The organism is Brevundimonas basaltis, assembly GCF_014202075.1.
Classification (GTDB): Bacteria; Pseudomonadota; Alphaproteobacteria; order Caulobacterales; family Caulobacteraceae; genus Brevundimonas; species Brevundimonas basaltis.
The window spans coordinates 39,907-60,563 of the sequence record NZ_JACHFZ010000003.1 but is presented as its reverse complement, the minus strand read 5'-3'; the positions used below and the strand labels follow the sequence as shown (position 1 = coordinate 60,563).

Annotated in this window: 17 protein-coding genes and 1 tRNA gene; 6 read left to right on the top strand and 12 right to left on the bottom strand. The window is 66.3% G+C overall.

Going from position 1 to position 20,657, the window contains the following annotated elements:
- The first annotated feature begins 51 nt into the window (after positions 1-51).
- The 3 genes from HNQ67_RS07840 (at position 52) to HNQ67_RS07830 (ending at position 4,234) form a co-directional block, all read left to right on the top strand.
- On the top strand, positions 52-3,351 hold the full coding sequence (locus HNQ67_RS07840; protein WP_183254142.1) for a DEAD/DEAH box helicase: 3,300 nt from the start codon (positions 52-54) through the stop codon (positions 3,349-3,351).
- Positions 3,352-3,416: 65 nt separating this feature from the next.
- Positions 3,417-3,650: a hypothetical protein gene (locus HNQ67_RS07835; RefSeq protein WP_183254140.1), complete on the top strand. Its 234-nt coding sequence runs from the start codon at positions 3,417-3,419 to the stop codon at positions 3,648-3,650.
- Positions 3,651-3,667: 17 nt separating this feature from the next.
- A complete protein-coding gene (locus tag HNQ67_RS07830) occupies positions 3,668-4,234 on the top strand; it encodes an arylesterase (protein ID WP_183254138.1) in 567 nt (188 codons plus the stop codon).
- Between the two features lie 313 nt (positions 4,235-4,547).
- On the opposite strand, the gene HNQ67_RS07825 is transcribed toward HNQ67_RS07830, so the two are convergent.
- From HNQ67_RS07825 to HNQ67_RS07800, 6 genes are all read right to left on the bottom strand, one after another.
- Positions 4,548-5,204 (bottom strand): HNH endonuclease, encoded by a 657-nt coding sequence (locus tag HNQ67_RS07825; protein WP_183254135.1) that lies wholly within the window; start codon positions 5,202-5,204, stop codon positions 4,548-4,550.
- A gap of 211 nt (positions 5,205-5,415) precedes the next feature.
- Positions 5,416-7,020 carry an ATP-binding protein gene (locus tag HNQ67_RS07820; RefSeq protein WP_183254133.1) on the bottom strand — a complete coding sequence of 535 codons (1,605 nt, stop codon included), beginning with the start codon at positions 7,018-7,020 and terminating at the stop codon, positions 5,416-5,418.
- An 18-nt stretch (positions 7,021-7,038) separates the two neighbouring features.
- Positions 7,039-7,452: an EcoRII N-terminal effector-binding domain-containing protein gene (locus HNQ67_RS07815; protein WP_183254131.1), complete on the bottom strand. Its 414-nt coding sequence runs from the start codon at positions 7,450-7,452 to the stop codon at positions 7,039-7,041.
- A gap of 14 nt (positions 7,453-7,466) precedes the next feature.
- A complete protein-coding gene (locus HNQ67_RS07810; RefSeq protein ID WP_183254129.1) occupies positions 7,467-9,350 on the bottom strand; it encodes an SNF2-related protein in 1,884 nt (627 codons plus the stop codon).
- A gap of 44 nt (positions 9,351-9,394) precedes the next feature.
- Positions 9,395-11,551: an AIPR family protein gene (locus HNQ67_RS07805; RefSeq protein ID WP_183254127.1), complete on the bottom strand. Its 2,157-nt coding sequence runs from the start codon at positions 11,549-11,551 to the stop codon at positions 9,395-9,397.
- 769 nt (positions 11,552-12,320) lie between these two features.
- Entirely contained in the window at positions 12,321-13,538 is a 1,218-nt protein-coding gene (locus HNQ67_RS07800) for an AAA family ATPase (RefSeq protein WP_183254125.1), read from the bottom strand.
- Here HNQ67_RS07800 and HNQ67_RS07795 point away from each other — a divergent pair.
- Positions 13,501-14,694 carry a recombinase family protein gene (locus HNQ67_RS07795; protein ID WP_183254122.1) on the top strand — a complete coding sequence of 398 codons (1,194 nt, stop codon included), beginning with the start codon at positions 13,501-13,503 and terminating at the stop codon, positions 14,692-14,694. The genes HNQ67_RS07800 and HNQ67_RS07795 overlap by 38 nt on opposite strands.
- 379 nt (positions 14,695-15,073) lie before the next feature.
- Here HNQ67_RS07795 and HNQ67_RS07790 read toward each other — a convergent pair.
- A tRNA-Ser gene (locus HNQ67_RS07790) sits at positions 15,074-15,163 on the bottom strand.
- Between the two features lie 132 nt (positions 15,164-15,295).
- Between HNQ67_RS07790 and msrA the strand changes: the two genes are divergently transcribed.
- Together msrA and HNQ67_RS07780 are read left to right on the top strand one after the other, a co-directional pair.
- Entirely contained in the window at positions 15,296-15,946 is a 651-nt protein-coding gene (gene msrA / locus HNQ67_RS07785) for a peptide-methionine (S)-S-oxide reductase MsrA (RefSeq protein WP_183254120.1), read from the top strand.
- A 1-nt stretch (position 15,947) separates the two neighbouring features.
- The gene (locus tag HNQ67_RS07780; protein ID WP_183254118.1) at positions 15,948-16,292 is read left to right on the top strand and encodes an MmcQ/YjbR family DNA-binding protein; all 345 of its coding nucleotides are present in this window, start codon (positions 15,948-15,950) and stop codon (positions 16,290-16,292) included.
- Between the two features lie 9 nt (positions 16,293-16,301).
- Here the strand turns inward: HNQ67_RS07780 and HNQ67_RS07775 are convergent, their stop codons facing one another.
- The 5 genes from HNQ67_RS07775 to flgH form a co-directional block, all read right to left on the bottom strand.
- Entirely contained in the window at positions 16,302-18,113 is a 1,812-nt protein-coding gene (locus tag HNQ67_RS07775; RefSeq protein WP_183254116.1) for a DUF885 domain-containing protein, read from the bottom strand.
- Positions 18,114-18,161: 48 nt separating this feature from the next.
- The gene (locus HNQ67_RS07770) at positions 18,162-18,674 is read right to left on the bottom strand and encodes a hypothetical protein (protein ID WP_246347508.1); all 513 of its coding nucleotides are present in this window, start codon (positions 18,672-18,674) and stop codon (positions 18,162-18,164) included.
- Between the two features lie 18 nt (positions 18,675-18,692).
- Positions 18,693-19,121 (bottom strand): hypothetical protein, encoded by a 429-nt coding sequence (locus tag HNQ67_RS07765; RefSeq protein WP_183254115.1) that lies wholly within the window; start codon positions 19,119-19,121, stop codon positions 18,693-18,695.
- A 39-nt stretch (positions 19,122-19,160) separates the two neighbouring features.
- Complete coding sequence (locus tag HNQ67_RS07760) at positions 19,161-19,634, bottom strand: hypothetical protein (protein ID WP_183254112.1); 474 nt, start codon at positions 19,632-19,634, stop codon at positions 19,161-19,163.
- Positions 19,635-19,902: 268 nt separating this feature from the next.
- The gene (gene flgH, locus HNQ67_RS07755) at positions 19,903-20,649 is read right to left on the bottom strand and encodes a flagellar basal body L-ring protein FlgH (RefSeq protein WP_183254111.1); all 747 of its coding nucleotides are present in this window, start codon (positions 20,647-20,649) and stop codon (positions 19,903-19,905) included.
- Positions 20,650-20,657: the final 8 nt, after the last annotated feature.

Here is a 20,657-nt window from a genome sequence, read left to right as displayed (position 1 = left end):
CCGGAGCCGTTGACGGCTGGCAGAGTTCTGAGTCCGCTCAGGAGAGGGAATGTGGCCAGGACATCAGTGGTAGCGATTGGGGACAGGCCGCTGGCGGAGGGGCCAATCGCCGACGGCGCGAGCCTCAGCGAGCGAACGACCAAGCCATCCGCTTCCTTGTCGGCCGCCCGGCTGCTCGCGTCCCTTGGCGACGATCGTCGCGTTACCGCATTTCTGACGACGGGCGAGAGACGCGCGGAAGAGGTCGTGCGGGCCTTGACCTCGCTCGTTGATCCTTCAGCCGTAGAAGTCTTGCTGCTGCCGCCGTGGGACTGCCTTCCTTTCGACCGCGCGTCGCCGTCGCGCGACGTGCAAGGTCGTCGGCTTGCTGTTCTGTCCCGTCTCGCGAAGAAGCGCGACGGTAGAGGGCGGATCGTAGTGCTCTCGCCTGAATCCCTGATGCAACGAACACCGCCCACGACCGCGATCGAAACAACCTTTGAGATCGCGACCGGTCGGCCGCTCGACCGAGCGGCGCTCGCGGCGTTCACGCGCCGCACTGGTTACGCAGAGGACGACCGGATCGACGAACCGGGAGAGATCGCCTTTCTCGGCGAGGTCATCGATGTCTTCCCCGCTGCAGCCGATTGCCCGGTGCGGATTACTATCGCCGACGACGTGGTGGGCGAGATCCAGACCTTCGACCCGCTTTCGCAGCGGACGCTTGAAGGCCTCGATGCAGTCGTTCTGACGGGTGCGTCCGAGCTTTACCTTGACGATGACGTGGAAAGGCCTGTCGGCGCAGAGCATCGTCTGGGTGCCCTGCATGGTCCTCTCCGGACCGCGCTCGAGCGAATAGCGGCCGATCAACTGATCGCCGAACCGACCGCCGCCGATCGGTGTTTCCGGTTCTTGCGTCGCGTCGCCGAAGCCCACACTTCGCACAAGACTTTCGGTGAAGCTGACGATACGCCGCCAGGCCCCGCGAGCCTTTACCTCACCAGCCAGCAAGCGAAGGGCGACCTCGCGCGAGCGGTCGTGTTGGAACTGGATCGCTCCCGATCGATAGCGAGCATCGCTGCGGACCGCAGACCTGGGGCGAGCCTTCGGGGACTGATTGAAGCGCACCGCGCCAAAGAGCGTCGCGTGGTGCTGGCGGGCATTGAGGACGAGCTCAAACCCGTTGCCCGCATGCTTAAGCGACTGGGCGTCGACGAACCATTGTCGGTCACCGACCTGGCTGGCGTGTTGGCCGCGCCAAGTGGCGCGTTGCTGTCTCTCGTGGCGGATTTCGACCGGGGATTCGAAGATGAGAAGCTCAATCTGACCATCATCGCTGCGAGCGACGTTCTCGGGGCGAGGGTGGCGCGGGCATCGACAATCGCGCGCAGCGTCCTCGGCGAAGTTGAGCTTCGCATCGGCGACGTCGTGATCCACGAGGAACATGGTCTTGGCATTCTGCAAGGACTCGAGAGGGTCGAAGTTGCGGGTCATGGCCGCGACGTGATCAGACTGGAATACTCTGGAGGCTCGACCGTTCTCGCACCGGTCGAGGAGTTTGGGCGTCTTTGGCGGTATGGTTCGGAACCGTCGGTGGTAACGCTTGATCGATTGAATACCGAGGCCTGGCAGCGCCGGCGCGTCGAAGTCAGCGCGCAGATCGACGCCACAGCCGCTCACCTCGTCGAACTTGCGAAGAAGCGGGCGGCAGCGACTTGCGATCCTGTCGTCCCTCCAAGTTCTGATTTCGCCGAGTTTGGCGCTCGCTTCCCATTCCCGGAGTCGCCCGATCAAGCGGCAGCGATCGAAGCTGTGCTCTCCGATCTGGCGAGCGGACGACCGATGAACCGACTGGTGTGCGGCGATGTCGGATTCGGCAAGACCGAGGTCGCGCTGCGTGCGGCGGCGGCGGTGGCGCTCGGTGGCCAGCAGGTGGTGCTGGCGGCGCCGACCACAGTGCTGGCAAGACAGCATCTGGAGACTTTTCGTCGACGGTTTGAAGGGACGGGTGTTCAGATAGGTCATCTGTCGCGGCTGGCGTCTGCGGCGGAGGTGAAATCTGTCAAGGCTGGGCTGAAAAGCGGCGAGATCGGCATCCTCGTCGGCACCCACGCTCTCGCGTCCGACACGCTCGAGTTCGACAACCTTTCGCTGACCATCGTCGATGAGGAGCACCGGTTCGGCGCCAGGATGAAGGAGGCGCTGCAGCAGCGTGCGCCTCACCGCCTGGTGATGACCGCGACCCCGATACCGCGCACGCTACAGAGCGCGCTGATCGGAATTCAGGACGTCAGCGTTATCGCGACGCCGCCTTCCCGGCGGCGGCCCGTCCGCACCTTCCTGAGCGCTTTCGACGGGGGGTCCGTGCGCACGGCGCTGCTGCGCGAAAAACAGCGCGGCGGCCAAAGCTTCGTCGTGGTCCCCCGCATCGAAGACATATCGATGATGGCCGACGAACTCGCTCGTCTGGCGCCTGAGCTTCGGGTGGTGTGGGCGCACGGGCAAATGGGAGCGGCTGAGGTAGACGATTCCATGGTGAGTTTCGCCGATGGCGATGGTGATGTGTTGCTCGCGACAAACATAATCGAGACGGGTCTGGACGTACCGCGCGCCAACACGATGATCATCTTCAAGCCAGAACTGTTTGGACTCGCTCAGCTTCATCAGCTTCGCGGTCGTGTTGGGCGTAGTCGGGCCCAAGGCTTCGCTTACCTCCTGACCGAGCCGACGGAGGAAATCCCGGAGGCGACCCGTGCGCGTCTCGGCACGCTGGAAGCCTTTGATCGTCTCGGCGCAGGGTTTGCGATCAGCGCGCGTGATCTCGATTTAAGAGGAAGTGGGGATCTTCTCGGCGACGAGCAGGCCGGGCACATGAAGCTCATCGGTTCTGCCCTCTATCAGTCGCTGCTTGAGCGCGCGGTTAGAGCGGCGCGCGGCGAGCCGGTCAGCGATCCGGTCCCGGCTCCCCGCATCGATCCGGCCGCCGGTTTCCCTGAGGCCTACATCCCAGACCCCACCATTCGCATCAATCTCTACTCCAGATTGGCGCGGGTGGCTTCGGCTGCGGATGTTGACGCGCTTGAAGACGAGATCGCCGACCGGTTCGGTCCGTTGCCCGATGAAGTCACGGCATTGCTTGCAGAGACGCGGGTGTCGGCGTTGGCGGTTGAAGCGGGGGTCACGAAGATCGTCGCTGGACCAAAGGCGACAGCGCTTACGGTCGGAAACGGGCGACTCGAAGAGGCGGCGAGGAAGCTACAGGCGAGAAACGGGCACAGATGGGTGGACAATCGTTTGGTTCTCGAGACCGAGGCGGGGGTTGCGCACGATAACGCGTTTCTTGCGACGGTTCTTACCGAACTGGCGGCCTGAGCGCGCGGGCCAGGAACAAAGCAGACTTCCTGCCGTTTCGACGCGCCGAAGTAGAGAGAGCCGCTGTGAGTTCGTACTACGTCATCGTGAACACGCCCGGCGTCCCGGTGTGCGAAATCGCAGTGTTGAACGCGGTCGACGACGCGACCGCGCGCGAAGAAGCCAAACAGCTTGCGAGGCGCTGGCCGGGGTTCGAGACGATCGCTTTGTACGACGGCGAGCGTTCGGTTTCCGTGTTGGCGAACCCCCATCTGGGCTTCGCAGACCAGCCTCTGGATTTCTATAGCCAAGCCGCGTGACCCCATTGCGTATCACCATGCTGGGAGACTCGCTGACGGCAGGGTACGGGCTGCGCGCCGGTGAGGCCTTGCCGGTACGGCTTCAGACCGAGCTCAAACGTCTCGGTCATCCCGCTGCTGTGTCCAACGCCGGTGTCTCGGGCGACACCACTTCCGACGGTCTGCGCCGCATAGACCGCGACGTTCCCGATGACACCTGTCTGTGCATCGTCGCTCTTGGCGCCAACGACATGATGCAGTTGCTCGCAACCGATCAGCTCAGAAAAAATCTCGACGCGATTTTCGAGCGACTGTCTGCCCGCGCGATCCCCGCAATGCTCTGCGGGATGAGGGCGCCGCCGTGGTTTGGTCTGTATGCGATCGCGTTTGATGGTGTGTTCGCCGAAGTGGCGCGCCGACACCGGATCGCGCTCTATCCCTTCCTGCTCGACGGTATCGCACTGAACCCGGCCTACGCTCTCGCCGATCGACTCCACCCCAACGCCAAAGGCATCGATGTGATCGCGCGACGACTCGCACCCAGCGTCGCCAAGGTGCTGACGCGGTATCCAGATTGCCCGACTGAGCTTTCGCCAAGCATCTGACCGGACGTCAAGCGGTCGGGCTCGCTGACCACGCGCCGCGCCCATCCACGCGGGGGGCGTCCATTAACTCCTGACCAACGAGGAGCACATTGGTGGCTGTGTTCCCCGCGAAGAAGATCTGTTGGGCGCGCCCGGTTCGAGTCCCTTCAGGGAACGCACCTTATGCGCATTTCGCGAACGGAGCGGGAACAAACAGTGGGGCGCGTCAGGTTGGAATCCCCGCTAACGATTACACGCCCGAGGCGCCCAGCTTGGCGGAACTCACGTCGCCGTCTGTTTCGCCCCTACGGCCCCTCCCGCACGACGGCGAGGTTCAATTCGGCGGCGCTTGAACGGCCCGGCCCCCGCGACCGCCGCCCGCCATCATCGTCTGCAGCGATCCGACGCTGGCGGGCGGGTCGGTCCGGTGCGCGATCGCATGACAATTCGGACAGAGCGGCACCAAATCGGTCAGCGGATCGACGATATAGCCGGCGCCGAGCTTCGAGACCGGGACGACGTGATGGACGTGAATGAAACCATCGCCGATCTCGCCGTACCGTTCGCCCAGATCCAAGTCGCACGCCTTGCAGCGCGTCCCGTGCAGAGCGAGGCAGTTCGCGCGGTTGATACGGCTGCGCTCGTAGCGATTGACCTCGACGCGGATGCTCGCGCCCTCGGGCAGACCCTCCGGATTTGGAGGGGCGGTCTCGTCCAGCCGCTCGACAGGGACCAAGGCGAGGACCAGGCCGGTGAAACGGATGGCCCACGCCACCGTCTCCGCGTCGTTCGCCGCATCGTCCTCCGTGTTGACGACCGCCGGCGACCGGCGCAGGCGAAGGTCAAGCTGGCGCCAGTCCGGCGGCCAGGCTTCGTCGCTTGGCACCTGTGTCTCTCCGTTCACGACAAGAGCGACGGCGGCACCTCGGCTCCGGGCGTCTTCGGCGAGCCTGCGGAACGCCAGGCGCGGGCCCGGACCGGCGAGACCCATCTGGGCGATCAGCGGGCCGGCGAACGGGCCGGGCCGGAACGAGAGATCGAGGCTTCGCCAGGACAGGTCAAGGGCGATGGAGAAGCCCTCGTTGCCGTGGACGTCGACCGGCCGCAGCTCGACACCGGGATAGCCGCTGACCGGCGCCCTCGGGGCGCCGGAGAAGGGAATGCCGAAGCGTCCGGAAACCGCCCTAGCGATCCGTTGCGGATTAGCCCGCCACATCGTCCAGCTCCGGGTCGGGGAGATCCTCGACCAGCTTGCGCAGGATGCGGGACACCTCGTAGCGCATCTGCTCGAAGTGATCGGCGGTGCTTTCGCTGACCGTGCTCAGCTCCGCCAGGCATAGGCCCCACAGCAGGGAATCCATGCCCTGGACCGTCACGCCCTGGGCGAGGTTCGGGATGTAGACCTTGCCGTAGTAGGGATGCGAGGTGTTGATGCGGACGGCCTTGTGACCGTCGATGATCGTCGGCTCGAACAGGGCTCCGTCATCCAGTGAGTCGACCGTCTGGACGTGAACCTCGCCGGGCCTCTGGGCCGTCCCGAAGTTGATCTTGATGCGGAACGAGCCCTGCGCGTTGGTGAGCTCGGCCGCGCCCGTCTTCGGATCCGGCTCGCTGATCGTCGTGTTGTCCAGTGCGCCTTCCTTCGCCGCGATGGTGCGGTTGGAGGAGTCGTGGGCACCCTGCGCCTTCTTGCCGGTCTCGGCCTTGCGGCCCTGCCTGTAGCGCTTGTTCGCCTCCCGGCGCGGCGCCGTGAGGAACTGGTCCCGCAGCGCGATCCAGAGATCCTCGTTGAGCGAGATCTGCGACTTCTTGAAGTCGATGTCGAAGACCTCGTCCAGTTCGTGCGTGAACGAGAACTCCACCCGAAGCAGGGAGCCGTGTGGCTCCTTGGTGTACATTCCGAGCCAGGTCGCCTCCTGGATCAGCCGGTTCTCCCGGTAGATGTACATGCCCTGCGCCTCGTTCCCCAGGCGGGATTTCTTGAAGGCGTGGTCGGTCTCGAACTCCTCCTTGCGGGGCAGGATGTAGGCTCGGAAGATGAAATGCGCCTTGCGCCCTTCGGGTGTCTCCAGATCGACGGTTTGGTCTCCCACCTTGTCGGCGACCCCGGTGCAGAACGGGTCCCAGCCGTGTACCTTCTCGTCGTTGATCCGGATCTCGACATTCGCGGCCCGGGTGTCGTCGGGATCGAGGAAGCGCTGGAAGACCATGCCGACATGGTCCCGGAGGGATTTGACGATCTTGTTCAGCGCGTTCTGGGCCGCGTTGCCACCGGGCTGGGCATAGGGCTTGATCAGCCGGTCGACCCGGGTCCACAGCACCACGGTGCCTGAATGCGCCGGAGCGATCTGGTTGAGGTGATCCAAGGCCTCCGGGTCGACCTCGTCTGTTAGCTGGACGTGCCAGCCATGTTTGGCGACGTGGCCGAGATCCCAGGTCGCCTGCAGGGCAGGGGCGCTTCCGGAGGGGCGCGAGACGACGGACAGAACGCGGGAGAATGCGGTGGAGGCGGTCTTCAGGCCCAGCCCGAACTTGCCGAGGCTCGAAGGGTCGGAGCGGCGCTGCGAGCCATAGGTCATGGCGTTCAGAATGCCGGCCCGGTCCATGCCTTCGCCGTTGTCGGCGATGGACACGCGGATGTTGTCGCGGATGTCCATGACGATCTGCAGATCGACATAGGTCGCCTTCGCGGCGATCGAGTTGTCGATTATGTCGGCGATCGCCGTGTTGAACTTGTAGCCGGTGTCGCGCAGCCCCTCGATCATCCGCTCCGGATCGGGAAGGGTCTCGATATTTTCCGTCGTCATACTGCCTCCAAACCTGTCCTAAGCGGACACCACTTTCCATCCGCCGCCAAGCCGCAGCACCCCGTCCTCGACCGAGGCGGAGCGTGCGCGCCTGAAGGCAATCCGGCGACCGCCCGCTGCGCCCTTCTCAAGGATCAGCTCGTCGCCCGCGACCAGCCCCGCCTCCCGGAAGTAGCCCGTCATCCCGGTCAGGCGGAACTCGTTGCGCGTCCCGTCGAAGAATTTGCCGTTGTAGTAGATGAACGGGAAATCCCACCGCCCGCCATGATCATCACGGAAGGTCAGCAGGTGCCGGGGGTTTTTCACATCCGTCGTCAGAGCCGGAAAGAAGCCGAGGATCTCCGGCTTCTTCGGGATCAGGATGCCCGCTTGGTGCCCGCCGGTCTCGCCGACGTCGTTAGGGCTGAGCACTTTCGAGATGGCCTGAATCATAGCCGTCCTCCTCGCTAGCGTGGTCCAACGGGGGAGATTCTGAGCGCCTTGGCGACGTCGGCGCGATCGTCCGCCGTTCCCGCGACGCCGACGACGGCCGCGCCGGACAGGCCGCGCTTCAGCTCGAGCCGTTCATTGACGACCTCCTCGACCGTCGAGGCGAAATACAGTCTGTGCACCGTCACCGGTCGCGTCTGGCCGCGGCGGTGGGCCCGGGCGGACGCCTGGTCCTCGATCGCCGGGTTCCATTCAAGATTATAGTGGATGACGTGGGTGGCTGCCGTGATGTTCAGTCCGGCCCCCGCGGCCCTCGGGTTCAGCGCCAGCAGGCCCGGGCCGGTTTCCTCCGTGAACCGGTCCACCGTCTTCTGCCGGTCCGGAACCGGCGTGTCGCCGTTGATGGAGGCAGCGAAGGCGCCGTACCGCTCCCTCGCGATGCGCTCGATCAATGAAGCCATCCGGTTGTAGGACGTGAAGACCAGCATCTTCTGCCGGCGGGCAAACACCTCGTCGATGATCTCGACCAGGCGCCGGGTCTTGGTGAAGCCGAGCGCCTGCTCGAGCGACCAATCCGTAGGCTCGATCAGCATGGGGTGGGTGCAGAACATCCGCAGCCTGCCGAGAGCCACCAGATGACCGCTGGCGCCATATTCCTCGAGGGTCTCCTGCCGAACGCGCTCATAGACCGCCGCCTCCTCGTCGGAGAGGGCGATCGCCTGCGCGATTGTGATCCGCTGCGGAAGATCCGTTGCGACATCCGCCACCATCCGGCGAAGCATGACCGGCGAGACGAGCGGCTCGAGATCGGCTGCGCCGGCCTCGTCGTTTATGAAGCTGCTCTCGAAGTCCGCGAGATCGCCGAGGTATCCGGGAATGGCGAAATCGGTCAGCGACCAGAGATCGCGGATATTGTTCTCCAGCGGCGTCCCGGTCACGGCGATCCCCGTCCTGCGCCGCAGGGCCTTGATCGCCTGGGTGCGCTTGGTGTCCGGGTTCTTGATAGCCTGCGCCTCGTCCAGAACGACGATGCGCCAGTCGATCATCGCGAACATGCTCGTGTCGCGCACGACGGTCTCGTAGGAGGTGACGACGACATCCGCGTCCAGCAGCGTCCGGTAGTCGCCGGACCGCACCGCTCCCTGGTGAATGACGACTTTCAGTCCCTGCGCGAACTTGTCGATCTCGCGCCGCCAGTTCTCCAGCAGCGTTGTCGGTGCCACGATGAGGGACGGTGCGGCCGCATCCCGCTCCGGCGAGGCGAGGAGGGCGATGACCTGGATCGTCTTGCCCAGTCCCATCTCGTCGGCGAGGATGGCGCCCAGTCCTTCCTGCCAGATGTAGGTCAGCCAGCGCCAGCCGTCCCTCTGGTATGGGTAGAGCGTGCCGCGGAAAGAGACGAGGGCGTCCTCGGTCCGCTGTTCGAGCTGCACGGGCGCGGGCGGCGGCCGTCCGTCGCCGGTTTCGTCGAGGATCCAGTCTTCCGTCCCGGCGAGCTTGCGAAGCTCCAGATACTGCCGCAGCGACAGGTCGCCGCCCGCGGTCACACCGGCCCGGCTCAGCCCCGCTATGACGTCTTCCAGTGCGCCCGGCGCGAACGGGAACCAGCGGGAGCCGATGAGCACATGGTCGGCGGAATGCTCGCCCACCGGGCCAAGGTCCACCGTCTGGCCCCCGGCGCTCGCAGACAGAAGGGCGTAGAGGGCGGGATCGGCAGTTTCGGTCCGGTATCGCAGGGTGACGGCCAGTCTGGCGGGATAGCGCGAGAACGACAGCCCGTCGTCCGCCGGCGCTATCCGGCATGCCCGGCCGCGGAATTCGGAAGCTCCCCCGAACACTAGGTCGTAGACCTCGTCGGCCGTCGGCGTGACGATCTCCCCGCCCGTCTCGAGCTGGAGCACGCCGGAGGCTGTCGACCAACGGGCGGTTCCCGGGTCCCGGAGGTTCAAAGCTTGACCATCCGCACGGCGGCCGATCCGAGGCGGAGGACCTGCGTCGTGGCCTCGACGTCGGCCTTGGGAGAAGCGGCCCCGTCGCCGGGTAGGTCGATGCCCTCCGCTTTCAGCCGTTCGATCAGCTGCTTCAGCGCCGTCCTTTCCGAGGGCCCGATCAGGACATCCCCGGAGGCCAGTTTGCGAAGAGCCTGGTCCGCCCGCGGCGTGGCGAGCCTCGCCCGCCGCGCGAGCTCCGCGATGGCCGTTGCGTGGGGGACCATCGCCGGGAGGGCGGCCTCGAAATCGAGCTCGACGTCCAGACGCCGCGACTGGACCGCGTCCTTCCGGTCCTGCCGGGCTTGGTCGGCGTCGACATAGATGATGTCCGGTATCTCCAGACTCTCGATGGACAGCCCCGAGACGGCCGACCAGCAGGCCTGGTGTTTGGTGTACTCGCCGATGTTGCGGACGCTCTCGGGTGCGTCCCGGAGCTTTGCCGCCACCGCGGGCGCGACCTGGCGGATCACCTCCCGGAGCTCGTCGGGGACGTCCTGCGCCCGCCACACCGCAGCCAGATCCAGACCCGCCTTGCCACGTGACCGCCCTTGGTGAACGATCCAAGCGAGGGTGTAGGCGACCGTCTGCGCCTTCCAAGCGCGATCCGCCCGGTACCAGTCCGAGGCCCCCACCATCTGGTCGGTCCAGCGGAAGATCACCGACTTGGCCGCGGCGTCGCGGTACCAGCCGTCGTTGAAGCGGAGCGGGGAGGCGTCCCACTCCCGGGAGATGTATTCGGCGAAGGCGAGGAAGCATTTCTGCGACCCCGCGCTGACTGTGTGCGGGCGACAGTCGAAGGTGAATTCCAGGCGGGCCAGGCTTGTCTTGTCGATCACCTGCGCCTTCGGGTACTCGGCCTCGAAACGACTCCGCGCTGCGCTGTTCGCCCCGGACGTGGCCTCGCGGTACTGGCCCCGGGCGCGCTCGTAGAACCACTTGGACCCGGAGACATGGCCCGGTCTCGGCGGCGCGATCAGCCGCCGCGAGATCTGTTCGAGCGCCACATGCAGGGGATGGCTCGAGAAGAAATCGGCCTCGCTGATCCTGTTCTGGGTGTTAGCGTAGCGGGAGATGCGGGGAACCACATCTTCGATCCGCTCGGCGTCGACGATGGTGAGCTTCATCTGGACATAGACGTCCGAGAGGTCGGCGCCGTGCCGGTCCTTGGCGGCGAGGATGCAGGCGGTCGTCTGGCCGCCGTTGACGATCTGGAGCCCCCTGATCCCGGTCACGAGCTCGGCCCCGCCCTCGATCTTGCGGGTCGTCATTCCGGCCGCAGTCGCCGTGATGCCGTTGTTAAAGGCGAAGAACATCTCGGGCGTCTCCCGGATCGTCCGGATGATGCCCTTGTTCACCTTTGTCTTGGCCTGGAGGAACGTCCGCACGTTCTGCTCAAGCAGCCGCGGTCCGTAGAGACCATAGATGACCGCGAGCGTCTCGCCCGGCAGGGCCGCCAGGTAGGAGGCGTAGCGTCCGTTCCCGGTAGAAGCGGGCAGGCAGATCAGCGGTGGCGCATCAAGCGCCTCGAGATCGATCTCGACCGGCTCGCCCCCCGTTCGTGAGCTCATGATGCCCGCGAAACGGCTGAAATCCAGAATGTTATAGACGACAGGGATGCCGGCCATCTCGCCGGCCGCCTCGGGAGGGCGGGCGGTCGCAAGGCGTGCGTTAGAGAAGATCACGGCACGGATCCGCCGGATCAGGGGCAGCTGGCTCCAGACGAGATAGAAGGCGTCGAAGCCGTCGTCATCGGCCGACATCGTGGCCATGCTCGCCGGGTCCGTCGCCTGCTCGACAAACCGCACGAGGCGTTCGCGGACCCGCTCCAGCTTGGCCGAATGCAATGGCGCGAGGCTGTCCTGGGCATGAAAGTCGCAGATCGCGACATAGAGAACCCCGCGCTCGGCATCGACGGCGACGCCGTCAACGCGGCTTCCGCCCCTTCCTTCCCGGGCTGCGGGGCAGTGCTCAAGGTCGATGCAGTCGCCGTTCTCGACGGCGGCAGCCAGATAGGACTGGAAGAATACTGTCTCTATCGGATCGCCTGACGACAAGGCCTGTTCCGACAGCTCATCGCAGAAATCCGAGTAGATCGTGTCGATCTCGCCCATTTGCCGCCTCCAGCCGTACACCTACACCCTGACGGATCCGGCGCGCCTCAGTCTGACCGCTAGACGCTATCGGACGCAACCCTGAGCCGCGAGCCTTATCTGGCTGGGGCGGACACAGAAGCGCGCCCACCATTCCCGCTGGTGTTCATCGAGATCAGCTGAGGGCCGGGTCGTGCTCCTGTCATGTCGGCGCAGCGGCGGACTGTTAAGATCCCAAGGTTGCTCAACCAATCTTGCACATCACTGGAAACGTTGTCTCTCACGCTTCCAGTGAACTGCCGGGCATCGCTGAGTCCCCCGGAAGCGGCCCGTTGTTCGAAAGGGTGCCTAGCTCGGTCGCCGCCGGCGCATTGAATTATACGCTGGCAAGTTCCCCTTGTCGGAAGCAGCCCGATGTCCGCTATGGCGCCAAGCGGTCCAATCCGCCCTTCAGTGTGGATCGAGACCAGCCACTTCGGATCCTTGGGCGATCGGGCTCGACTGGAGAGCGCTTCGAGGAATGCCGATTATGCGCATTTCGCGAACGAGGCGGGAACAGGCGGGGGTAGGGAAGGGCAACTCCGCGCCAACAACGGATATTGGTTTGCGACCCGAAAGAGGACGTTCGCCAAGCTAGCTGCGGATGGCCCGCTTGCTCGCGGACCTAGGGTGATGACAGCCGATCCGAGGCGTCGCGCAAACCGATGTATAGATCAGCGTGGGGGGAACGGCGGCGCAAGCGCGAGAATGGCTGCAACCTTGCAGGGCTCGACCTCCACCAGAGGGCGCGTCACGTGATCCCGAGCTTAGCCAGTGCCCGATCCAGGATCGCCAGATGAGCTTGGCAGATGGGCTCGAGTGCCGCGGCGTTGAGCGACGCCGTATAGGATGCCCAGTCCATCTTGGCCGTGCTGGCGGGATCGTCATTTACTTGGTTCTCGAAATAGATCCGCCAGTCGTTCTCGACTACATCGCTTAGCCTGAGATCCTCGTCGACCATGCGGGCCAGCAGGTCCTCGCTCAGAAGGCCCTTTCTTGGCCGCTGAACGAGCCAGCCCTGCTCCTGCGCCCTTTGCCAGACTGCAGCCGGCCAGAGCTCTTCGAGAGTCACTGGCAGTGCAACACCCAAATCGCAAGCCGCCTGCAAATGGTCGGGTGTCTCAAGTTTTAGCAATGAGACGTGCTTCCACTTGATGGCCTCCGCTTCGAAGCGCCCGACGGCGTCCAGACCGGCGAAGTCGCAGTCGACGATGCCGACCGCGCTGCGGCGCTCCCGCAGATCTAGGTGCTTCGTCCGAAACTCCCAAGAACGCAACATATTGGCGACGTAGTTGGCTCCGGCTCGCTGAGGCGGCTCGGCCAGAAACACTTGTGCGGCCTGCCTTGGCCTGAACAGCGTGAGCAACCGGTTCATCACCCGGTAATCGGTGGCGCCTTCGACGAAGATGGCGGGCAGATTGGCCTGGTTATAGCGAGCCAGCTTGCCTTTCAGGTCCTCAGCCTGTGACGTCGCCTCCACGAGCGCCGTCTGGGCCGCCTTGATGTGAGGCGCAATGATCGCCATCGCTCCCATCGACTCGTCCAAGGAAATACTGGCTTCGGAGGCGGACCTGCAGACCGTGCCGGTTTCAGGTCCGGCCTTGGTCAGATGGTAGGCACTGCACAGACCCCGGTCTCGGTCGTCTAGATGCATATTGTAGAAGACGGGCGAATGGGTCGTGAGGAGGACCTGTGAGGTTTCGTCTTCCGCCAGTTTGTGGAACGCGTCCGCCAACGCCTGAGCCCGGCGGAATTCCAGATTGTTCTCGGGCTCCTCGTAGGCCCAGATGAAGGTCGGCGCGATGCCGGCGGCGTCGCGGCTCTTCTCTGCAATGAACTTCAGGATCAGGGGAATATAGCGCGCCTTGATGCCGTCGCCCCTACTGTCCAGGGAGATGCCCTTCTCACCGGCCAGCCGGTTGACGCTGAACGTGCTGCTGTCGTTCGCCCAGTTCGAGCGTGAGGTCACCAGCGAGCGTATCCGGGACAAGATCGCCGCGTCCAAGAAGAAGGGGATGTGGATGGGCGGCAACGCGCCGCTCGGCTACATCGGTCATGAGCGGACGCTGAAAATCCTGCCTGACGAGGCGGAGACCATCCGCCATTGCTTCAGCCGATATCTGGAACTGGGATCGGTCCACGTCCTGCAGCGCGAACTCAAGTCAGAGGGCGTAGTATCGCGTATTCGCACGGCATCGACCGGTCGAACGTCAGGCGGTCAGCCGCTTGGGCGCGGGCAGCTTTTCCACCTGCTCAAGAACCGCGTCTACGTCGGCGAGATCGTCCATGGCGACAAGTCGTGGCCGGGCTTGCATGACCCCATCATCGATCGAGAGACCTTCGATGCTGTGCAGGCCCTCCTCAGCAAGGCGGTGGTCCCGCGGCGGGAGCGCGCGCGCAGTTCACCGGCGGCCCTTGTGGGCTTGGTTCACGATGCAGCTGGCGGGTTGATGAGCCCGGTGACAGCACGAAAAGGTGGCTCCCTCTGGCGCTACTATGTCTCCGCGAAAGCGCAGCGTGGCGCGCCGGTGTCGATACCCGCTGACGGGTTGAAGAGAGTCGCCGCGATCCCGCTTGAGGAGCTGGTCGCCGCCAGTCTCCGTGAGCTGACTGGCCATCCAATGGCGGCGTGGTCGACCCTGCGCGATCTCGTATCGAGCGTCACAGTCTACTCGGATCGGGTGGCGCTGGCGCTGACCATCGAAGCCCGGACTAGAGCCGTTCGCGACCTGCCGCCTCTGGCGGCGGATGGATCACTGACGCTGGTCGTGCCGGCCAGGCTGCAGAAGAGGGCGGGGCGCGTGTGGCTTGAAGCGAGCGCGTCGGGTCGGGTCGAAAGGCGCCGTGTCGATAGGACCTTGGTGGCGGCCCTACGTCGCGCGCATCTGGAGCTCGGCCGCGTGGGCATCAACGCCGCGGGACGTACTCCGTGCTGGCGGGACTGCAAGGGCATCGACGATGGCTACATCCGCGCGATCGCCAGTCTGGCGTTCCTGGCGCCAGACATCCAGGAGGCCATCATGGAAGGGCGGCAACCCGTCGGCATGACCTTGCAGAGCTTGCGGGGAACCGTTCTCCCCCTCTCGTGGGAAGATCAGCGCACTCTCTTCGGGACGAGGTCCTGATAACCGGCCTTGCTGGACCTGTTATCTTGATCTGCAGGACCTGATTATCGCCGGAACAGGCCCTGATCTCAGCCTGATAATTTCAGGACATGTCTCTCAGCATGTCCGAGCATAGTGCCCACGGGGCGGGCGTTTGCGGCGCCTCAACCAGCTGCGGGCAAGCGGTTCGGGGAGCACCTAACACAGGAAACAGGTAGGAACAGGGTCGAGGCAAACCGGGTATTGCTCAAGACAGCCAGAGAGAGGCATCGGGAATTGTCTGGAAACTGCCGGATTGGGCGTCTGGCCGCGCTAAGCGGTGGGGAATGCAGGCGAAGACCGGCGTCGTTTCCGCGGCTTTGCAGAGCTCAGGCTGTGTCAGAGGCCTAGGGCGCGGCCGTGGCGGACAGAGAGGGATTCGAACCCTCGGTAGGCTTTCACCTACACACGCTTTCCAAGCGTGCGCGATCGACCACTCCGCCACCTGTCCGTTCCACGACGCGCGTGAACCGCCGGGAGGTCTTTCCGGCGGAGGCGAGGCTGATAGAACAAGCCGACCCCCTCGGCAAGCGCCGCAAGACATCCCATATAGGCGACGAAGCGTCCGACCGGAGTTCCCGCCATGCTGTCCCAGAAATCCCACGACATGCCGACCGCCGACACCGCCCTGCCGGGCCGGGATCAGCCGGTGCGCACGGACGAGGTCCACTACGTCACCGGCCGCCCGCTGAAGGGGCCGCATCCGGAGGGGTTCGAGACCGCCGTCTTCGGCATGGGCTGTTTCTGGGGCGTGGAGCGGGTGTTCTGGCAGTTGCCGGGCGTCTGGGTCACCGCCGCCGGCTATGCGGGCGGGCTGACGCCCAATCCGACCTATGAGGAGACCTGCACCGGCCGCACCGGCCACGCCGAGGTGGTGCAGGTGGTCTTCAATCCGCACGAGATCCGCTACGCCGAGCTGCTCAAGGTGTTCTGGGAAAACCACGACCCGACCCAGGGCATGCGTCAGGGCAATGATGTCGGCACCACCTACCGTTCGGCGATCTATTATCTGAACGACGCTCAGAAGGCTGAGGCCGAGGCCTCGCGCGACGCCTACCAGCAGGCGCTGACCAAGGCGGGGCAGGGCGGGATCACCACCGAGATCGCCCCGGCCGGGCCGTTCTACTTCGCCGAGGACTACCACCAGGCCTATCTGGCCAAGAACCCCGGCGGCTATTGCGGCATCGGCGGCACGGGCGTGACCTGCCCGATCGGCGTCGGCGTCGAGGCCTGACATGGACCGGGCGGGGGTCGGCCGGGTCTGCCTGGCGCTGCCGGGTGCGACGCTGGATCATCCGTTCGGCGACGACCACGATGCGTACAAGGTCGGCGGCAAGATGTTCGCCATCATGGGCGGCATGGGCGGGCTGTCGTTCAAGGTTTCGGACATCGCCTTCGAGATCCTGACCGGGGCCGGCCGCGCCCGCCCGGCCCCCTATCTGGCGCGGGCGAAGTGGGTCCATCTGGACGACCCCGCCGACTGGCCGGACGACGAACTGGCCGAGCATCTGGCCATCGCCTATTCCATCGTGGCGGCGAAGCTGACGAAGAAGGCGCGGGCTGCGCTGGGCCTCGCCTAGCGGCGGCTCTCACCGCCCCTTTTCCTCCGCGATCCAGCGGTCCATCCGCGCGTCCAGCAGGTCGAGCGGCAGCGGGCCGTCCACCAGCAACGCGTCGTGGAACCGCCGCACGTCGAACCGGTCGCCCAGCGCCCGCTCGGCCCGGGCCCGGATCTCCCTCAGCCGGATCTCCCCGATCTTGTAGGCCGTGGCCTGCCCCGGCCAGCCGATATAGCGCTGCAGCTCGGTCTCGATGTTGTGCGGCGCCAGGGCCGAGTTGTCGCGGAAACAGGCCCGCGCCTGTTCGATGTCCCAGCCCAGCCAGTGGATGCCGGTGTCCGCCACCAGCCGGCAGGCGCGCCACATCTCGTAGCTCAGCCGCCCAAACCGTTCATAGGGCGTGCGGTAGAAGCCCATTTCCTCGCCGAGGAACTCCGCATACAGGCCCCAGCCCTCGGTGAAGGCGGTGACATTGGCGTCCTTGCGGAAATACGGACCCTCCTCGGCCTCCTGCTGCAGGGCGATCTGCAGATGGTGGCCGGGCACGGCCTCGTGCAGGGTCAGGGCCGGCAGTTCGTACAGCGGCCGCTGGTCCAGCCGCGAGGTGTTGACCATATAGCCGCCGGCCACCCCGTTCTCCATCGAGCCGGAGAAGTAGCGGCCGGTGGTGTAGTTGGCCTCGATCTCGGTCGGCACCGGGCGCACGCCATAGGGCAGGCGGGGCAGGGTCCCGAACAGGGCTGGCAGGCCGTCGTCGGCCCGCTTGGCCATCTCCGACGCCTTCTCCAGCAGGCCCTCGCGCGTCGTGGCGTAGAACTGCGGATCGGTACGCAGGAAGGTCAGGAACGAGGCGAAATCGCCGGTCCAGCCCGCCGCCCGCATCTCCACGTCCATGCGGGCGCGGATGCGGGCCACCTCGTCGCGGCCGATCTGGTGAATCTGGTCCGGCGTCAGGTCGGTGGTGGTGTAGCCCCCGGTCAGGAAGGCGTAGAGGTCGCGCCCGCCGGGCCGGTGCACCAGGCCGAGGCTCTCCGGCGCGACCGGCAGATAGTCGTCGCGAAGGAACCGCGCCCACGCGCGCCGCGCCGGCATGATGCGGTCGGCGACCACGGCGGCGGCGCGAGCGCGCAGGGCGGCCTGATCGGCGGCGCTGATCGCGGCGGGCAGGGCGGCCAGGGGTTTGAGCAGCGGATCGGTGTCGGCGGTATAGCCGGCCTCCGGCTCCATCAGGCTCAGGGCGTTCTCGACCACCGAGCGGGGCTGCACCAGCCCGCTGTCCAGCCCGCGCCGGGCGTCGTCGAGCCGGTGACGGTAGAAGTCCGGCATGGCCTCCAGCCGGTCGATCCAGGCCTCGGCCTCCTCCCGGTTGGTGATGCGGCTGACGCTGGCGACATAGGCCAGCGACTGGCCCGGCCCGCCCTCCGAGTTGAACGCCCCGATCCGGCCGGTATCGAGCGGGATGCGCGCCAGCGCCCGCTCCAGCACCCGCCCGAGGAAGGCGTGGTTCAGCCGGTCCTCGTCGTTCAGCGCGCCCGGATCGATCGCGGCCAGCCGGTCGGTGAAACCCTGCAGCACCGGCGCCTGGGCCAGTTCATACGCCCGCGACACGTCGGGCAGGCGCGACAGGGCCGCCTTGTCGCCCTCCCGGCCCGCCGAGATCGGGTCGTTGGCCTTCAGCCAGGCCTCATAGTCCGCCAGGATCGCCGCCAGCGCCGGATGTTCGGCGTCGCGGCTCGGCTCGGGCGTGGTCTGGCGCGCTGTCGATTCCGGCGCGGCCTCCGCCCTCGCGGGCGCGGCGGCGGCGAGCAGGGCGGCGGCCCCGATGGCGATCACGAACTTCATGGCGTCCCTCCGACTGGCGCGGGACTGCACCGGAGCGTGGGCCGCCCGTCAACCGCAGAAGGCGAAGAACCGCTCGATGTTCGCGGCGGACTCCGGATGCGGCGCATAGGCGTCGCGCCGGCCGTCCCGCCACTGGGCGATCCAGCCGACCCGGCGAAAGCGCTGGAACACCGGCTCGGTCGTTCGCGCGTCTGCGACCAGAAAGACCCCGTCATGAACCTCGGACGGCTCGCTGCGGGCGGGAAACCGTTCGGTCTCGCCACCGGATTCAACGTGGATTTCAGCGGCCGCGCCATTTTCCGCCACGGTGGCCAGCTCCAGCCGACCCGAGGCCCGGCGGCAGTTCATGCCGAGGCGCAGATCGTCGCTCTCGGCCAGTCCATAGGCCATATGGGCGGTGTCGCCGTCGATGTTGAAGAACCAGTCGTGGTCCGGGACCGGTTCCGGGACCGGTCCCGCTCCCTCGGTGACCGTCCGCTCCGGGGCCGGCGGCGCGACCGTGGCGCAACCGCTGACGGCGAGACCCAGCGCGGCGAGGGACATGAAGACGCGGGCACGCATGCGATCAACTCCGGGCGGTCAGCCCGAGCACAGTTCGGTGAAGCGGCGCAGTTTGGCAAGGTGGCGGCGGGGCACTTCGACGGCCCGGCGTTGGTCCCCGACCATCGCGGCCATCCGGCCGTCGGCGGCGAAGGCCGCGAAAACGGGATGGTCGGTGCGCAGCGTCAGCTTCAGCGCGCCCCGCTCGGTCGTCGATTCCGTGACGGCCGAGGCCTCGCCCGCCGTGATCCGCGCCATGCCGGTCCCGGCCGCGCCGCCATAGAAAGCCACGCGGGCCACGCCCGAGGCCGGGTCGCATTCAAGCGTGAAGCGCAGGTTCGCCGTGTCGGGAACTTCGTGCGCCAGGGCCACACGGGCCTCGTCCGCATACAGCGTCCAGGTCCAGGCGGTCTCGGGCGGCGCGGTTTGCAACGCCAGAAGGGCGAGGCCGGCGATACTGGCGATCATGGTCTCAGCCCCCGCTGAATGGTCCGATCCGGGATGTGATCAGACCGTGCCGCTTCCGCAATAGGCGAAAAACGCGTTGACCAGACGACGTTCGTCGCCCTTGGCGGTCAATTCGAAGTGACCGGCCTCGCCCTCGACGGTCAGCTTGCCGCTGTCAGCCAGTTTGCGCAGGGCGGGATCCCGCAGCGGGATACGGGCCTCGTCGGCGAGTCCGCCGCCCAGCGGATCGATGGTTTCGGCCTTCATCGACGCATGGATCAGACGCGGGCTGGCGGGGTGCACATCGCCATAGACGGTGGCCTGGGCCGCGCCCGGCTCGCAGGTCATCATCAGCGCCACGTGGTCGGAGTTCGCCACGCCATAGGCCAGCTTGGCCATCTGGCCCTCATGGGTCAGATGCCAGCCCATCGGCGCAGGCGCGAGCGCCTCAGGTGAGGCGTCAGTGGCTCGGGACTGGGCGGCGACCGCGATCAGGCCGAGGGCGGCGGCAGCAGGAATGGCGAACTTGAACATGGAAACTGTACTCGCGTCTGACAGGCCAAACGCGGGTTTCCGTTAACGGTTCACGGCGCCGCTTCACGAAAGCGACAGGCGGGCTGGCTTCGGCGAAAAAGACACAGGGGCGGGAACCGGCCAGAACGGTTCGTCGTCCCGACGCCGCAAGCGAAGATCGGGGAGGCGGCGGACCGGAAGATCATCCTCCCGGAATCCGCGCGGCGGCTGTGCCAATGCGCCCCGGATAGCGCCTGCGACGCTTCCGGGATGACATAGGCCACGCCCCCTAGAACGGGCTGAACCGCTCCACCAGCGACTGGGCCGCCGGCGTGGCCTGGACCCGGCTGATGTCGCCCCGGCCGCCGTAGCTGATGCGGGCCTCGGCGATCTGGGTGTGGGCGATGGTGTTGGCCGAGCTGATGTCCTCGGGCCGCACGATGCCGGCGACGGTCAGTTCGCGAACCTCGCGGTTGGTGCGCACTTCCTGCCGACCCTGGATGACCATGTTGCCGTTGGCCAGCACGTCGGTGACGACGGCGGCGATGGTCAGGCTGACCTTCTCCGAACGGCTGACCGAGCCGGTGCCGTTGGCGCTGGATTCGCCCGCCAGCCCGACCAGACTGCCCGGGTCGAACCCGCCGGGGAAGGCTCGGCCGAGGCTGTTCTCGAGCCCGAAGAAGTTGGTGACGCCGCCGGTCATCTCGTTGCTGCGGCTGCGCGCGGTCGAGTTCTGGGTCTGCGCCCGGTCGTCAATGTCAATGTTGACGGTCAGGATGTCGCCGACCCGGCGGGCGCGCTGGTCGCCGAAGAAGGTTCGGGCCCCGGTGCGCCACAGGCTGTTGGCGCTGGCGGCGCGGTCCGCCCGCTGCTGCTCGGGGGACGGCAGATAGACCTGGCTGGTCGGCACAAGGGCGGCGGGATAGCCGATCGGAGCCAGTTCGGGGCCGCGCACGGCCTCGACGGCGGTCGAGCAGGCGCCGAGCGCCAGCGTCGAGGTCAGGGCGGCGGCGGTGACGATCAGGGCGGTGCGCATGGGTACTC

Excerpts from the sequence above, each read along its gene's own strand:
- HNQ67_RS07830 (WP_183254138.1), top strand. The coding sequence starts at position 3,668 with ATGCTGGGAGACTCGCTGACGGCAGGGTACGGGCTGCGCGCCGGTGAG.
- HNQ67_RS07825 (WP_183254135.1), bottom strand. The coding sequence starts at position 5,204 with ATGGGTCTCGCCGGTCCGGGCCCGCGCCTGGCGTTCCGCAGGCTCGCC.
- HNQ67_RS07820 (WP_183254133.1), bottom strand. The coding sequence starts at position 7,020 with ATGACGACGGAAAATATCGAGACCCTTCCCGATCCGGAGCGGATGATC.
- HNQ67_RS07815 (WP_183254131.1), bottom strand. The coding sequence starts at position 7,452 with ATGATTCAGGCCATCTCGAAAGTGCTCAGCCCTAACGACGTCGGCGAG.
- HNQ67_RS07805 (WP_183254127.1), bottom strand. The coding sequence starts at position 11,551 with ATGGGCGAGATCGACACGATCTACTCGGATTTCTGCGATGAGCTGTCG.
- msrA (WP_183254120.1), top strand. The coding sequence starts at position 15,296 with ATGCTGTCCCAGAAATCCCACGACATGCCGACCGCCGACACCGCCCTG.
- HNQ67_RS07780 (WP_183254118.1), top strand. The coding sequence starts at position 15,948 with ATGGACCGGGCGGGGGTCGGCCGGGTCTGCCTGGCGCTGCCGGGTGCG.
- HNQ67_RS07775 (WP_183254116.1), bottom strand. The coding sequence starts at position 18,113 with ATGAAGTTCGTGATCGCCATCGGGGCCGCCGCCCTGCTCGCCGCCGCC.
- HNQ67_RS07770 (WP_246347508.1), bottom strand. The coding sequence starts at position 18,674 with ATGCGTGCCCGCGTCTTCATGTCCCTCGCCGCGCTGGGTCTCGCCGTC.
- HNQ67_RS07765 (WP_183254115.1), bottom strand. The coding sequence starts at position 19,121 with ATGATCGCCAGTATCGCCGGCCTCGCCCTTCTGGCGTTGCAAACCGCG.
- HNQ67_RS07760 (WP_183254112.1), bottom strand. The coding sequence starts at position 19,634 with ATGTTCAAGTTCGCCATTCCTGCTGCCGCCGCCCTCGGCCTGATCGCG.
- flgH (WP_183254111.1), bottom strand. The coding sequence starts at position 20,649 with ATGCGCACCGCCCTGATCGTCACCGCCGCCGCCCTGACCTCGACGCTG.